This is a genomic window from Vibrio sp. QJM3NY_15 (assembly GCF_057785995.1).
The window spans coordinates 2,881,697-2,896,473 of the sequence record NZ_CM173517.1 but is presented as its reverse complement, the minus strand read 5'-3'; the positions used below and the strand labels follow the sequence as shown (position 1 = coordinate 2,896,473).

Here is a 14,777-nt window from a genome sequence, read left to right as displayed (position 1 = left end):
ATATAAGCCACATTTGGCTTGTTATCTGAAATGAGGAATGAGTTTGTTAAATATCACAGATAAAAGCGTAGAAGATGCGATTCCAGCTTATCTTCGTTTAGGTTTTAGACCTTTCTTCTTTCTAGGCAGCCTCTATGCCGTGATTGCTATCGTCGCTTGGGTTGTCATGTTCCAAAATGGTCAGCCTGAAGTGTTAAAAGTGCCCGCGCTTTGGTGGCACGTACATGAAATGCTGTTTGGTTTTTCTATGGCGATTGTGGTTGGTTTTGTTCTGACTGCGGTGCAAACGTGGACGGGAGTCAACGGAACTAAACATTATCGATTAGCTGCGCTCGTTGGTTTGTGGCTAGCACCTCGTATTCTATTTTGGACACCGGCGCCATTGTGGTTAATCTCATCGGTTGAAGCGTTGTTCTTGATCTTTGCCGCTTACGAGATTGGTTTCCGTGTCGTGAAATCGAAAGGCTGGAAGAACCTGTTTTTTGTGCCGCTGTTTATATTGGCTATCGTCGCCAACTTTGCTAGTTACGCGACGATTAAAGGCATGCCTCCATTCCCATCGTCTGCAGTATGGCACGCAATGTTATGGTGGTTTACCTTGCTATTATCCGTGATGGGTGGACGAGTTATCCCGTTCTTCACGGCCCGTCGTTTTGACTTTGAAAAAGCACAACCATTGGTTTGGTTGGAATGGCTAGCGAACCTGCCTTTGGTTGGGTTGTTTGTGCTGAGCTTCTTCCCGTTGACCTTTGCTCAAGTGGGCAATGAGTTGATGGTGTTTGCAGGTGTGACTCAGTTGGTGCGCTTTGTCCGTTGGAAGCCTTGGACAACGTTGTCTGAGCCTTTGGTGTGGTCACTGCATGCGGCTTATATGTGTATTCCTTTGAGTTTGTTGCTAAGAGGGTTGTTAGATAATCCATTTGCAAGCCATAACATGCTGCACCTGTTTGCGATTGGCGGTTTGAGTGGGCTCATTCTTGCGATGATCACTCGTGTCACCATGGGACACACAGGCCGTGCTATCTATAAAGGGCCAAGCATGGCGTTGGCGTTCTCGGCTATCTTTATCGCGGCATTAGTTCGTAGCTTAGGTGTCACTTTCTTCCCTGCTTACTTATTTGAGATGGTCAACATCAGCGCGGGTTTATGGACGTTGGCGTTTGGTTTGTTTATCTGGAAGTTTGGCATGATGTTATTAACCCCACGAGTAGATGGTCACCCAGGTTAATCAGAGGATTGATTAAGCTTGCGAGTTAAGCCTTCAGATAATGAAAGGGAAGCAATGAGCTTCCCTTTTTTGATCGTGTTGAAAAGTGCACTTTCTCTATTCGTTCAGTATTATCTATTGGCTTGTTAAGCATTCACTGTTAGATATTGGCGGACTTGCGCGGTGAGTTCTTGTCTAGCCTGAGGGGAAACGAAGCTCGCTTCAATGGCATTGATGCTGAATTGAGCTAATTCGTTTTTCGTCAGTGGATGAGCATTGGCGACAGCGAGGAAGTTGTCATTCATGTAACCACCAAAGTAAGCGGGATCATCGGAATTGATGGTGACGCACAGCCCTTTCCTCAGCAGTTTGACAATGTTGTGTTGTTGCATGGTTTCGAAGACCTTGAGCTTGGTATTCGATAGCGGGCATACGGTCAGCGGTGTGCGCTTTGCTATCAACTGTTCCATCAAGTCGTCATCTTCAACACAGCGAACGCCATGATCAATTCGGGTTATGCCTAACAAGCTCAACGCATCACTAATATTTTGTGCTGGGCCTTCTTCTCCTGCATGAGCCACGGTTAGGAAACCTTGGTTGATGGCTTCTTGAAAGACATGTTTAAATTTTTCTGGCGGGTTGCCTTGCTCTGATGAATCTAGCCCAACCGCTATGATTTTATCTTTGTAGGGCAGGGCTTGCTTGAGCGTCTCGAACGCGCTGTCTTCATCAAGGTGGCGCAGAAAGCACATGATCAGTTGGCTGCTTATCCCAAGTTCCTGTTCTGCTTTCTGTAAAGCTTGAGTGATACCGCCAACAACTGTGTCGAAACCTATCCCACGTTCGGTATGAGTCTGTGGGTCAAAAAATATTTCGGTATGAACTACGTTGTCTTGCTGGCATTTCAATAGGTAAGCCCAAGTTAGGTCGTAGAAATCTTGCTGGTGGATCAGCACGTTGGCGCCTTGGTAATAGATATCGAGGAAGGATTGCAGGTTGTGAAATTGATAGGCTTCGCGAACTTGGTCTGGATTCTCAAAGGGAATCGACACGTTATTGCGCTTGGCGAGTTCGAACATCAACTCAGGTTTAGTGTGCCTTCTATGTGTAAATGAAGCTCAACCTTCGGTAATTTTTTGATGAAGCTATCCATAGCAACTCCTTAGCTATTTTAATTATGGGCGGAGTAGGTGAGATGCTTACGCCTATTAATGTGAGATTTTAGGCGATTTATTTCTCTCTGTTTGAGCATAGTTCATTTCATTGCTGTCGATAAAACAGCGCTGAAATTGCTGGTGAATAGAGGCTAATGAAAGAATTGAAATGAGCCGCAAACGATTTGCAGCAATGGAGTGTGATCCGCTGCAAATATTTGCAGCAATATCCATGGATTTGTGCTCTAATACCGCGCTTACCAAGGGATGGTGTTAAAAGATGCTCACTTAGATGGAGTTATCAAAGTTGACCGATCCCTTAATGATCTCCCTTAGGAATAAATAGAACATGTCTAAGAACAAAAAATTTGATATCCGCATTACAGAAAAACGCAACGGTTGGTGTGCAGAGATTACTCGTCAAGTAACGTCTCGCAGCACAACAGTATCTAAGCGTGAATCTGGTTTTGAAACTGAAGCTCTAGCACAAGAGTGGGCTGAGAAAGAACTAGCATCTTTCATCGCAAACCAAGCTGAGCGTAACGATCGTAAATCAGAGCAACGTAAAGAGCGTGATGAATTGCGTCACACTAAAGAGCTTAAAGCTGAGCAAGCGCGTGAAGCACGTGCAAAAGCTCGCGCAGAAGAGCTAGACGACGAGTAAGTCGCAATAATTTATGCTCTTCTTGTTTGAAGAAGAGCAGAAAAAAGCCCCAATATAACTTTTCTCTTTCTAGTTAAAAGTATATTGGGGCTTTTGCATTTCTGAGCGTTATTCCGCTAACTTACTCTGCAAACTTAGTTGTTCAGAGTCGTTAACCAATCATCTTCCGCGACTTCTTCAATGTAACTCTCAACAGACTGTCCCACTTCATCATCATCTTGCTTGAAGTAAGCAATGTGGAACACCGCGTCACCTTCATTCACTAGAGGCAGCGTTTGCTGGCCAATCACGATACCGCCTTTAGTTGTGATCACTTGGCCTTCTTGGTGACCTAGAGGTGAACTGATGTAAGCCAGAGTTTGTCCTGCTTCAACTTGTTCACCCAGTCTTACCATGTTGCGCAAAATACCGTCTGACTCAGCACGGATCCAGCTGGTAGATTTACTCAGTACTGGCTCTGGCAACTTCTTACGGTTAGGGCGCAGCATGCCGATTTCTTTCATTACTTGATGCACGCCAAGGTAACCCGCACGAATCGCTAGGTGATCAAAACGCAGCGCTTCACCACCTTCATACGTTAGTACAGGAATCCCCAACTTTTCTGCTTCACTACGTAGTGAGCCGTCACGCAATGGAGAATCAATGATCACTGGTGTTGCGAATGCTTTTGCGATGCGCAGTGTTTCAGGGTTCGATAGGTTTGCACGGATCTGTGGCAAGTTAGTACGGTGAATCGCACCCGTGTGTAGATCCAAGATGTAATCACAGTGCTTTGCCACGTTTTCGAAGAAGGTGTGAGCGATGCGTGATGTCAGTGATCCTTTCTCACTACCCGGGAAGCAACGGTTTAGATCACGACGGTCTGGTAGGTATCGAGATTTATGGATAAAGCCAAACACGTTAACGATCGGCACAACAATTAATGTCCCTTTCAGCTTCTTTGGATCAATCGCGTTTGTCAGTTGTCGTGCAATCTCAACACCGTTTAGCTCATCGCCGTGGATAGCCGCATTTACCATCAGTGTTGGACCTGCTTGGCGACCGTGAATAATTTCAATCGGGATCGAAAGTGGAGAGTGCGTGTAAAGCAGGGCAGCTTGCAGTTCAATCTCCATTCGTTGCCCTGGCTGAACAGTATAACCAAGTAATTCGAAGGGTTGATTAGGTTTTAGTCTTGCCATTTAGGTTGTTCTCAACATAGTGATAATTCGTTAACACGGAATGTATCAATCGTTGATTTTTAGTACGAATCAATCACTTTACGGTCACGACAAAAGTTTTTTATGGAGAGGCTTCTGAATTGGTTTCTGTTTTTTATTTGGCTAATTAGAGGGTGTTTTAAATTGTGAATTTCCTGACAATACATTGATTTAACTCTGATATTTTTCGCTCGGTTGATTGGTATTATCCATCGCCATTTTTTGGCGGCCAAATTCATATATCGAGATAAAAATGAAAAAAACAATTTCAAAAGTCGTTGCACTGGCGGTGGTTTCTGTCGCTTTATCTGGCTGTGTTGGTAGTAACGCAGTAACCGGTTACCTAATGAAGTTTAACGTTAAGGCTGTTGATAACCGTTACGCACGTGGTGGCTTGAACATGCTACTAGCGCCTGCTTACGGCCTAACAGTTGCTGCCGATTACCTGGTATTCAACTCACTAGAGTTCTGGACTGGTAGCAACCCACTAACTGGTTCTCCGCACATCTTTGATACAAAGACTGATACATACCTAGACATCAACCATCAGTTGGATCCGTCTCTAACGGAAGCGCCTGTAGGCCCAATTACGAGTGCTGATGTGATTGAGAAAGGTCAAATGCAACAGATTGATGAAAACACGATCCAAATGGATATTACTTACCAATCTGGTGAGCGTGCGACGTTAATCGGTGTTCGCGATGGCGAGATGGTGACGTACTTCATCGATGGTGCAGTTGTGGCACAAACTTCAATTGATGAGCTAGAGAGCTACGCGGCTACACGCGCTTAGTTATACCAATCGTAGTAAATAACTGGTCACCCTAGCTTGTTAAAAATCTCGATAACTGCGTTGTGATTTTTGATTGTAGAATAACTACTTATCAGAAAATCACGCCTTGTTCTCAAGCCTTTTTCCTACGCTATTTCTGAACACTTACTTACTGTGATTGGTATTACTTCTTTAGTCACAAATAGTCATTACAAAGATTAGATACAAAAACAGGTACTCATTGAGTACCTGTTTTATTTTGTCTCGGATAAACGATGTTTACTGAAAAGTACTATTTATTGAAAAGCACGATTCATTGAACAAACACAGCTTATCGAATTATGCTTTTTCTGGGATAGCTTCAAGTAGCGCAACCATTTGGTTCCAGAATAGCTCAACCGTGTCGATCTTCACTTTCTCATCTGGAGAGTGAGGGAACTTGATGGTTGGGCCGAAAGAAACCATATCCATGTTCGGGTAAGGTTCTTTGAATAGACCACATTCAAGACCAGCATGGATAACCATGATGTTTGGCTTGTGACCGTAGATACCTTCGTACATGTCGCGGAAGATATGCATGATTTCTGAATCTGCGTCTGGTTTCCAACCTGGATAAGCACCAGAGAACGCGATGTTAGCGCCTGCTAGTTCAGCAACAGAGTGAAGCATGCTTTCTACTTGGCTACGACCTGAATCGATAAGAGAACGGATCAGGCAAAGCACTGTGATTGAGTTCTCTTCTGTTGTGATAACACCTACGTTTAGAGACGTTTCAACAACACCTTCAATCTCGTCACTCATACGAATCACGCCGTTTGGACATGCGTTAAGTGCCGCGATAAAGCGAGCTTGGTCTGCTGACGCAAGTGCGCCCATTTCTACAGAAGCTTCTTCATTGAAAGTCACGATGCTGTCTTCTACTTTACCTAGCTCTGTTGAAAGCAGCTCTGTGTAGTAGTTGTATAGCGAAGCCAGTTTCTCTTGGTTTGCTGCTGGAACCGCAACCGTTACGAAGCCTTCACGAGGAATAGCGTTACGAAGGCTACCACCTTTGAATTCTACGATGCGAAGGTCTAGCTCTTTTGCGTGACCCGCTAGGAAGCGAGCAAGCAGTTTGTTCGCGTTTGCACGACCAGTATGGATATCACAACCAGAGTGACCGCCTTTTAGGCCTTTTAGCGTTAGCTTACGTGTTACGAAATCTGCTGGGATTGCGTTACGTGCAATTTCAAATGTCATTGCGCCGTCGATACCGCCAGCACAACCCATGTACACTTCGCCTTCTTGCTCTGAATCGGTATTAAGAAGGATATCACCTTCTAACCAACCTGCCTCAAGACCGAACGCACCAGTCATGCCTGCTTCTTCATCTACTGTTAGTAGAACTTCGATAGGGCCATGTTTGATTTCGTTTGATGCCAGTACAGCAAGGCAAGAAGCCATACCCATACCGTTATCAGCACCCAGTGTTGTGCCTTTTGCTGTAACCCACTCACCATCAATATATGGCTGGATAGGATCTTTAGCGAAGTCGTGAACCGTGTCTTCGTTCTTTTGTGGAACCATATCGATGTGCGCTTGTAGTACAACACCTTTTTTGTTTTCCATGCCTGGCGTTGCAGGTTTAGTAATGAATACGTTACCCGTTGGGTCGCGACGTACATTTAAACCTTGCTCTGTTGCCCAAGCAATAATGTATTGAGCTAGCTCTTCCTCATGCTTAGATGGATGTGGGATTGAGCAAATCTTATCGAAGAACTGCCAAATAGGGGCAGGGGATAATTTACTGATCTCAGAATGGAATTCAGACACGGATGACTCCTTTTTTATTTGGTAACCATATATTTAGGATTTCTATAGGTAAAACCTTAGAATAAAAATCTAAAATATGGGTCTGTTTTGATGGCAACAGCATACCACTTGAGCGTTTTGACGAGTAGCGGTTCTAAACTTCAAATAGCTCAAATTTTGAAAGCGATCTTGTCCATCTGATCATTATTAAGCGCTTTGATGCTTATAAAAAGTGTAAGCAAACGTTTGTTTAAGTCTGTTTTGTAATTTAATTACAAAATAAAGTTTCTTAAATAACCATAATTAGTCAAAAGTGTGACGTATGGCAAAAAATACTTGTAATCTTCTTTCTTTCGGGTATATTAATAACCAACTTCTGAAGTGAAGAGTAAATGCTCAAAGGATGAGTCCGTTTTATCGCCTCCAAGGAACCGAGAAATCAAATTCGTTTTTTATTGATTTATTAAGGTGATAGTTATGAAAGGTTTACCATCTGCAATGTTCTGGCTTAACAGCTCTGTTTACACTAGCAACTTTGCATACCCTACAAGCTTTGGTTACTAATACCACAAGCATGTAACTCGAACAGTTTTGTTCACCCCTATATATTGGAATTCTTTTACAACCCTTTTGGTTGACAGATTCTACCGCCACTCAGTATTGAGTGGCGTTTTTTTTGCCTGCTACTTTTTCCCTACCGCGTCAATTCACCACTTTTTCTACCATTCTCAGCGGTTGTTTTTTAAACGCTAAAATATCAATTTGCGCCTTATTACTGATCCTGTTGAAAAATACACATCTCTTGTGGGTTTAAATTGAGAATTTGATGGCTACATTCTCAATGAAAATAACTGATGGTTTAAAAAATAGCCAAGTAATCTCATCGTATTTATCTTGCTTAATTTATTGTTTTTAATGACTATTTTTCATTCCAGTCTTCGTTTTTAATCGCTTTGTTTCATACGGCATTCTGATAAATATCGATTAGAGCCTTAATTCTATCTGGAATTTGTTATTTGATAACTTTATAATCCACAGCCAATCGATTACGCAACCGTTTACTTTTTACCCTTATAGGATTCGATAATGTTCGAAAAGCTATTCAAACTCAGTGAAAATGGCACCAATGTGCGCACTGAAATCATCGCAGGTCTAACAACCTTCCTAACAATGGCTTACATCATTTTTGTAAACCCAATGATTCTAGCTGATGCTGGTATGGACCATGGCGCTGTATTTGTAGCAACCTGTTTAGCGGCCGCTATTGGCTGTTTCATCATGGGTTTTGTTGCTAACTACCCAATCGCGCAAGCTCCAGGCATGGGTCTGAACGCATTCTTTACCTACGCTGTTGTAATGGGTATGGGTTATACGTGGCAAGTTGCTTTGGCAGCGGTTTTCGTATCAGGCGTAATCTTCATCTTCTTAAGTATCTTTAAGATCCGTGAATGGATTATCAACTCGATCCCTATGTCTCTGCGTGTTGGTATCTCTGCGGGTATCGGCCTTTTCCTTGCGTTTATCGCGCTTAGCAATGCAGGCATCGTTGTTTCTAACCCAGCGACTAAGGTTTCACTTGGCGATATCACTGCGATTGCGCCAATGTTAGGTGCGCTTGGTTTCTTCCTGACTATTGCTCTTGTTCATCGCGGTGTGAAAGGTGCGGTAATGATTGCGATTCTAGCAATCACGGCTATCGGCATTGCAATTGGTGACGTTCAGTACGGCGGCATCATGTCGACACCACCAAGCCTAGCTCCGACATTCATGCAGCTTGATTTCTCTGCTGTATTTGAAATTGGTATGATTTCAGTCGTATTCGCATTCTTGTTCGTCGATTTGTTCGATACAGCGGGTACTCTGGTTGGTGTTGCAACGAAAGCAAACCTAATCAAAGAAGACGGTAAACTGCCTCGTCTAAACAAGGCACTGCTTGCTGACTCAACAGCAACGTCTATCGGTGCACTGCTAGGTACATCAAATACGACATCTTACGTTGAGAGTGTTGCGGGTGTTGCTGAAGGCGGTCGTACAGGTCTAACCGCGGTTGTAGTTGGCATCTTATTCCTACTGGCTCTTTTCTTCTCGCCACTTGCAGGTATGATTCCGGCTTACGCAACATCAGGTGCACTTTTCTATGTAGCAATTCTGATGATGTCTGGCCTAGTTGGCATTGATTGGCGTGATCTTACGGAAGCTGCACCAGTCGTGGTAACATGTCTGCTTATGCCGCTGACGTACTCTATCGCTGAGGGTATCTCACTAGGTTTCATCGCTTACGCTGCAATTAAGCTGCTAAGTGGTAAAGGTCGCGACGTTTCACCTGCTGTGTGGGTAATGTCGGTTATCTTTATTCTTAAATACATTTTCGCTTAATCGTCTAGATTTCTGCTTAATCGCTGAAGAGGCTATGTAAGGCATAGCCTCTAATAACATGACAAAATTATTAGGTTTTATACTATGAGCAACAAATTCGTTATCACTTGGGACAACATGCAGACTTACTGCCGTCAACTAGCTGAAAAGCAAATGCCAGCAGAACAGTGGAAAGGTATCTGGGCAGTAAGCCGTGGTGGTTTGGTTCCTGGTGCAATCTTGGCTCGTGAACTAGGTATTCGTCACGTAGATACGATTTGTATTTCTAGCTACGACCACGATCACCAACGTGATATGACAGTCGTTAAAGCTCCTGAAGGTGACGGCGAAGGTTTCCTAATCGTTGAAGACCTTGTTGATAGTGGTGACACTGCACGCAAGCTTCGCGAAATGTACCCTAAAGCGAAATTGATCGCTGTATGTGCAAAACCATCTGGCGCAGATTTGTTAGACGAATACATCGTTGATATCGCTCAAGACACATGGATTGAGCAACCTTGGGATACTAGCCTAAGCTTCGTTGAGCCGGTAAATCGCAAGTCAAAATAAGTGTAAACTTAGTTTTTTGAGAAATGACCCTTTATAGGGTCATTTTTTTTTATATGATTAGTAACAACCATTTCTTATTAAGTGTCCCAATGTCTGAATCAGAAGAAACGAGCTCGAACCTTTCGGAAACCTTGTTTGTAAAGCACAAGCAGGCTAAAGAGACCTCAATGCTCACGCGTTATATGCCAAGTTCAGAAGAACTGTTGGATAAAAAGCGTGAAGAGCAGAACTCATCTTGGTATCGAAACCTAAGACGTCTTCAGTGGGTATGGCAAGGCGTAAACCCGATAGAGCAAGAAGCGGTATTAGCACGCATTGCCTCATCCGATAATTCTCGTACCACCGATGAGTGGTTAGATACCGTGATGGGCTACCGCAGTGGTAACTGGGCATACGAATGGACCAAGCTCGGTATGCAGCATCAGAATCGTTCTAATGAGAAGAACGGTGAAGAGATGGCTGAAGAGCTGTTTTCAGCATCGTTGTGTTTCAGTATTGCGGGTTACCCACACCTAAAGAATGACAACCTTGCTGCTCAGGCGCAGGTATTAGCGAACGCGGCGTATTCTGAAGCGATCAAACACACCAAATTGATCGTCAAACAAATCGAAGTGCCGTATCAAAACAAAAAGATTAAGGCGAACTTACATCTAACCAAAACAGACAAACCACAACCTGTCGTGATCGTGAGTGCGGGTTTAGATAGCTTGCAAACTGACATGTGGCGTTTGTTTAGAGATTACCTAGCACCGAAAAACATTGCGATGCTAACGATTGATATGCCGTCGATAGGGCACAGTTCGCACTGGCCACTAACCGAAGACTCTTCTTGCCTGCATCAAGCCGTGTTGAATGAACTGCCTAATATCCCATGGGTGGACCATCATAAAGTCGGTCTGTTTGGTTTCCGATTCGGTGGTAACGCGATGGTGAGGTTATCCTTCCTTGAGCAGCACAAACTCAAAGCCTGTATCTCTCTTGGCGCTCCGATCCACGATATCTTTGTTCATGCAGACAAACTCAAGCAGATGCCCAAGATGCATTTGGATGTGTTGGCTTCTCGCCTTGGCAAAGGAGCGGTGGATATCAATAGCCTTTCTGGGCAACTGATGGCTTGGTCATTGAAGGTTCAAGGCTTGCTGGCTAACAGTAAAACCAGTGTTCCTATTTTGGCATTGGCTTTGGAAGGTGACCCTGTTTCACCGCATTTGGATAATCAACTGGTTGCTATTTACAGTGATTACGGCAAAGCGAAGAAAATCAAAACTAAATCAATTACACAGGGGTATGAGCAATCCCTCGAATTAGCGATAAAGTGGCTTGAGGATGAATTATTTAGATGACATTTCTCCTAAATTAGTTAAGCATGAAAAGTGTACAAAGTAAGTACCTGATACTCAGAGAAAATTTATAAAATCCAACTGCATGTTTTCTACGTATTGCAGTCTGAGTAGAGTCATTCTTAACATTGAAAATGGAGATTCAATATGTCAGAAGTGACACAGCAACCGACACATTATCGCTTGTTAAACGTTTTAAAGGCCATTGGTCCGTATTTGAGGGAGCCGCAATCAGAAGAAGGCCACTATATCTTTGATTGCTTGTCTGTGTGTGTGAACGATAAAAAGTCACCAGAAGAGCGCGAGTTCTGGGGGTGGTGGTTAGAGTTGGATAAGTCGGAAGAAGGATTTTCGGCGAAGTACAACACGGGTAAATACAACATTGATGGTAACTGGGATCCTTTGCCATTACCTAAAAAGGCGGTCGCTGAGGTCTCTCGAACTCAAGAAGCCTTTCACCAAAAGCTGGTTGACGAACTTCAAAAGAAATTTGAAATCGGCGTTCAGTTAGACGAAGAGTCTGTCGAATTCGTCTGATTTTAAAGGTTACTCTTCTCTATAAAGCAAAAAGGTGCGATTTCGCACCTTTTCTACTTGTGAATTCTCTTGTTGATTGCTAAAACATCACCTCTTATTTGTTTTATTCATAAAAGACTTCATGACAACAAATCATCAAAGCGGGACAACAACACAGAGTAAAACTGTCGTTGTTAAACTGGGTACCAGTGTCTTAACTGGTGGAACATTGGCATTAGACCGCGCTCACATGGTTGAGCTGGTTCGTCAATGTGCTGAATTAAAAAAACAAGGCCACTCTGTGGTTATGGTTTCGTCTGGTGCAATTGCAGCCGGACGTGAGCACCTTGGTTACCCCGCACTTCCCAACTCGATGGCGAGCAAACAGTTGCTTGCGGCAGTTGGGCAAAGTCAGTTGATTCAAGTTTGGGAGTCTTTGTTTGCTATCTATGGCCTTAAAATTGGCCAGATGCTACTGACTCGTGCTGATCTCGATGATCGCGAGCGTTTTCTTAATGCACGTGACACGATCAACGCACTCGTTGAACATGATATTATTCCTGTAGTAAACGAAAACGACGCAGTAGCCACCAACGAAATTAAAGTGGGCGACAACGATAACTTGTCGGCACTGGTTGGTATTTTATGCGGCGCTGATAAGCTTTTGCTATTAACCGACCAAAAAGGCCTGTTTACGGCTGACCCTCGCAAAGATCCAAACGCTGAACTCATAAAAGAAGTAAAAACCATTGATGACACACTGCGTAAGATCGCAGGCGGCAGTGGTACTACGTTAGGTACCGGCGGCATGGCGACAAAACTGCAGGCAGCTGATATTGCTCGTCGTGCGGGTATTGAAGTGATCATTGCAGCAGGCAGTGCTGAAAATGTGGTGTTTGACTCATTGAGTGATAACCCACAAGGCACGCGTTTCTTGCCTTTAGCGGAAGCGCTTGAAAACCGTAAACGCTGGATTTTAGCGGGCCCAGCTTCAGCTGGTGACATCGTGGTCGATGATGGTGCAGTCAATGCTGTTAACACCAAAGGCAGCAGCTTGTTGGCAAAAGGAGTTGTTCGAGTTAAAGGCGAATTCTCTCGTGGTGAAGTTACTCAAGTCACAGACAGTAAAGGCAAGGTAGTGGCGCGTGGTATCGCCAGTTATTCAAGCCAAGACCTAGCAAAAATAGCAGGCAAGCACAGTAAAGATATTGGCGACATTCTTGGCTACGATTACGGGTCAGAAGTCATTCACCGTGACGACCTGGTTGTAATCCAAGAATAGCTCGTGATGATAAGGCGAATCGCCTTGTTACATCCAAAGACAGACAGAATTTAGGGAGAGTTAAACGTGGATTTAACTAACATGGGTATTGCAGCAAAAGACGCTGCTTTCCACCTAGCGACCGCATCAACGGCGCAAAAGAACAAGGCATTGGCGCTCATCGCTGATGAGTTAGAAGCAAACGCAGCAACGATTTTAGAAGCGAACGCAAAAGATATAGAACTTGGTCGTGAAGCCGGTCTGACCGACGCACTGCTTGATCGCCTACTGCTGAACGAAGAGCGTCTAACGGGTATCGCTAACGATGTACGTAACGTGATTAGCCTGAATGATCCAGTCGGCAGCGAGATTGACAGCAAGGTACTGGAAAACGGTATGTCATTGTCTCGTCGTCGTGTACCACTTGGCGTGGTGGGTGTTATCTATGAAGCGCGTCCGAACGTAACTATCGATATTGCGGCTCTGTGTTTGAAAACAGGTAACGCAAGCATCCTACGCGGCGGCAAAGAGACATTCTTCTCAAACATGGAGCTGGTTAAAGTCATCCAGTCTGCATTAGAGAAAGCGGAACTTCCTGCCGCTTCAGTTCAATATATCGAAAAACCTGATCGTGAATTAGTCTCTCAACTGCTTAAATTGGACGACTACGTAGATATGATCATTCCTCGTGGCGGCGCTGGTCTGCACAAGATGTGTAAAGAGAACAGCACCATTCCAGTGATCATTGGTGGTTTTGGTATCAGCCATATCTTTGTTGATGAAAGCGCGGACCTAGAGAAGTCTGTTGATGTGGTTGAAAACTCAAAAGTTCAACGCCCATCTGCGTGTAACTCGCTAGATACATTATTAGTGCACGAAGCGGTTGCTGAAGCTTTCTTAGCGCAGCTAACACAGCGTTTAGCGGGCAAGGTTACCTTGGTTGCTGACACTAGCGCAAAATCTCTGATAGCGGGTTTTGAAGACCAACGTGATGCAGTGGAAGGTGACTTTGACACTGAATGGCTAAGCTACACGCTAGGCGTAAAAGTCGTTGCGGATGTGGCAGAAGCTATTGACCACATGCGCATACACAATGCGAGCCACTCAGATGCGATTATGACGAATAGTCTAGAGAGCTCAGAGCGCTTTATTAACTCTGTCGGTTCTGCAGCGGTTTATGTGAATGCATCAACACGTTTCACCGATGGCGCACAGTTTGGTTTAGGCGCTGAAGTCGCAGTATCTACCCAGAAACTACACGCTCGTGGTCCTATGGGCTTAGAAGAACTGACAAGTTACAAATGGGTGGGCAAAGCGAACTATTTGGTTCGTGGTTAACGCTGGTCGTTAATTTTATTCCTCAGCTCATTTTTGAAATTGCTTTTGAGTAGCAATAATCAATGAATCACCACACAAAAGGGCCTTAATTGGCCCTTTTTCTTTCCTAACGTTTGGCAATTCCGTTACACTGATATTCAATTATTTGGAGGTGATATGCATTGTCCTTTTTGTTCAGAGAACGACACTAAAGTAATCGATTCAAGACTGGTAGCCGATGGCCATCAGGTTCGTCGTCGCCGTCAATGCCTTGCATGTAGTGAACGTTTTACGACGTTCGAATCGGCAGAACTTGTGATGCCTAAAGTCATAAAGTCGAATGGAAACCGCGAACCATTTAATGAAGATAAAATGGTCGGTGGTGTACAACGCGCCCTAGAAAAACGCCCAGTGAGTGCTGATGCCATTGAACTTGCGATCAGTACGATTAAGTCACAACTCCGTGCAACTGGTGAGCGTGAAGTACCAAGCGAGATGATTGGTAATCTTGTTATGGGTCAATTGAAAGTATTGGATAAAGTGGCGTACATCCGTTTTGCCTCTGTTTACCGCAGCTTTGAAGACATCCGAGAGTTTGGCGAAGAAATCGCTAAATTAGAGGACTAATTCC

Annotated in this window: 13 protein-coding genes and 1 pseudogene; 11 read left to right on the top strand and 3 right to left on the bottom strand. The window is 44.1% G+C overall.

Features of this window, described 5'->3' with window-relative positions; translation table 11 throughout:
* Positions 1-43: 43 nt before the first annotated feature.
* A complete protein-coding gene (locus tag AC3CKG_RS12900; RefSeq protein ID WP_029225831.1) occupies positions 44-1,228 on the top strand; it encodes an NnrS family protein in 1,185 nt (394 codons plus the stop codon).
* A 125-nt stretch (positions 1,229-1,353) separates the two neighbouring features.
* On the opposite strand, the pseudogene AC3CKG_RS12895 reads toward AC3CKG_RS12900, so the two are convergent.
* Positions 1,354-2,360 (bottom strand): annotated as a pseudogene (locus AC3CKG_RS12895) (adenosine deaminase).
* 350 nt (positions 2,361-2,710) lie between these two features.
* Between AC3CKG_RS12895 and AC3CKG_RS12890 the strand changes: the two are divergent.
* Positions 2,711-3,025: a DUF3622 domain-containing protein gene (locus tag AC3CKG_RS12890; RefSeq protein WP_017106303.1), complete on the top strand. Its 315-nt coding sequence runs from the start codon at positions 2,711-2,713 to the stop codon at positions 3,023-3,025.
* A 134-nt stretch (positions 3,026-3,159) separates the two neighbouring features.
* On the opposite strand, the gene AC3CKG_RS12885 is transcribed toward AC3CKG_RS12890, so the two are convergent.
* Positions 3,160-4,206 carry a succinylglutamate desuccinylase/aspartoacylase family protein gene (locus AC3CKG_RS12885; RefSeq protein ID WP_102306453.1) on the bottom strand — a complete coding sequence of 349 codons (1,047 nt, stop codon included), beginning with the start codon at positions 4,204-4,206 and terminating at the stop codon, positions 3,160-3,162.
* A gap of 271 nt (positions 4,207-4,477) precedes the next feature.
* Here AC3CKG_RS12885 and AC3CKG_RS12880 point away from each other — a divergent pair, with 271 nt between their 5' ends.
* Positions 4,478-5,017, top strand: coding sequence for a DUF3332 family protein (locus tag AC3CKG_RS12880; protein WP_488528435.1), 540 nt, complete (start codon positions 4,478-4,480; stop codon positions 5,015-5,017).
* A 318-nt stretch (positions 5,018-5,335) separates the two neighbouring features.
* On the opposite strand, the gene AC3CKG_RS12875 is transcribed toward AC3CKG_RS12880, so the two are convergent.
* Entirely contained in the window at positions 5,336-6,808 is a 1,473-nt protein-coding gene (locus tag AC3CKG_RS12875; RefSeq protein ID WP_102361916.1) for an aminoacyl-histidine dipeptidase, read from the bottom strand.
* Between the two features lie 456 nt (positions 6,809-7,264).
* Between AC3CKG_RS12875 and vcdP the strand changes: the two genes are divergently transcribed.
* The 8 genes from vcdP to nrdR all read left to right on the top strand — a co-directional run bounded on the left by vcdP (position 7,265) and on the right by nrdR (position 14,773).
* A complete protein-coding gene (gene vcdP / locus AC3CKG_RS12870) occupies positions 7,265-7,351 on the top strand; it encodes a small protein VcdP (protein ID WP_016767614.1) in 87 nt (28 codons plus the stop codon).
* Between the two features lie 522 nt (positions 7,352-7,873).
* Complete coding sequence (locus AC3CKG_RS12865) at positions 7,874-9,163, top strand: NCS2 family permease (RefSeq protein ID WP_017106261.1); 1,290 nt, start codon at positions 7,874-7,876, stop codon at positions 9,161-9,163.
* 84 nt (positions 9,164-9,247) lie between these two features.
* Positions 9,248-9,712, top strand: coding sequence for a xanthine phosphoribosyltransferase (gene gpt / locus AC3CKG_RS12860; RefSeq protein WP_017084190.1), 465 nt, complete (start codon positions 9,248-9,250; stop codon positions 9,710-9,712).
* An 89-nt stretch (positions 9,713-9,801) separates the two neighbouring features.
* On the top strand, positions 9,802-11,055 hold the full coding sequence (gene frsA, locus AC3CKG_RS12855; RefSeq protein WP_026012376.1) for an esterase FrsA: 1,254 nt from the start codon (positions 9,802-9,804) through the stop codon (positions 11,053-11,055).
* A 144-nt stretch (positions 11,056-11,199) separates the two neighbouring features.
* Complete coding sequence (crl, locus tag AC3CKG_RS12850) at positions 11,200-11,589, top strand: sigma factor-binding protein Crl (protein WP_017091097.1); 390 nt, start codon at positions 11,200-11,202, stop codon at positions 11,587-11,589.
* Positions 11,590-11,665: 76 nt separating this feature from the next.
* The gene (gene proB, locus AC3CKG_RS12845; protein ID WP_192852256.1) at positions 11,666-12,850 is read left to right on the top strand and encodes a glutamate 5-kinase; all 1,185 of its coding nucleotides are present in this window, start codon (positions 11,666-11,668) and stop codon (positions 12,848-12,850) included.
* Between the two features lie 66 nt (positions 12,851-12,916).
* On the top strand, positions 12,917-14,167 hold the full coding sequence (locus AC3CKG_RS12840; protein WP_488528434.1) for a glutamate-5-semialdehyde dehydrogenase: 1,251 nt from the start codon (positions 12,917-12,919) through the stop codon (positions 14,165-14,167).
* Between the two features lie 156 nt (positions 14,168-14,323).
* A complete protein-coding gene (gene nrdR, locus AC3CKG_RS12835; RefSeq protein WP_017106265.1) occupies positions 14,324-14,773 on the top strand; it encodes a transcriptional regulator NrdR in 450 nt (149 codons plus the stop codon).
* The last annotated feature ends 4 nt before the right edge of the window (positions 14,774-14,777 follow it).

What these genes read in the sequence shown, in the direction of transcription:
- gpt (WP_017084190.1), top strand. Translation starts at nt 9,248, where the DNA reads ATGAGCAACAAATTCGTTATCACTTGGGACAACATGCAGACTTACTGC.
- nrdR (WP_017106265.1), top strand. Translation starts at nt 14,324, where the DNA reads ATGCATTGTCCTTTTTGTTCAGAGAACGACACTAAAGTAATCGATTCA.
- AC3CKG_RS12890 (WP_017106303.1), top strand. Translation starts at nt 2,711, where the DNA reads ATGTCTAAGAACAAAAAATTTGATATCCGCATTACAGAAAAACGCAAC.
- AC3CKG_RS12880 (WP_488528435.1), top strand. Translation starts at nt 4,478, where the DNA reads ATGAAAAAAACAATTTCAAAAGTCGTTGCACTGGCGGTGGTTTCTGTC.
- frsA (WP_026012376.1), top strand. Translation starts at nt 9,802, where the DNA reads ATGTCTGAATCAGAAGAAACGAGCTCGAACCTTTCGGAAACCTTGTTT.
- crl (WP_017091097.1), top strand. Translation starts at nt 11,200, where the DNA reads ATGTCAGAAGTGACACAGCAACCGACACATTATCGCTTGTTAAACGTT.
- AC3CKG_RS12865 (WP_017106261.1), top strand. Translation starts at nt 7,874, where the DNA reads ATGTTCGAAAAGCTATTCAAACTCAGTGAAAATGGCACCAATGTGCGC.
- AC3CKG_RS12885 (WP_102306453.1), bottom strand. Translation starts at nt 4,206, where the DNA reads ATGGCAAGACTAAAACCTAATCAACCCTTCGAATTACTTGGTTATACT.
- vcdP (WP_016767614.1), top strand. Translation starts at nt 7,265, where the DNA reads ATGAAAGGTTTACCATCTGCAATGTTCTGGCTTAACAGCTCTGTTTAC.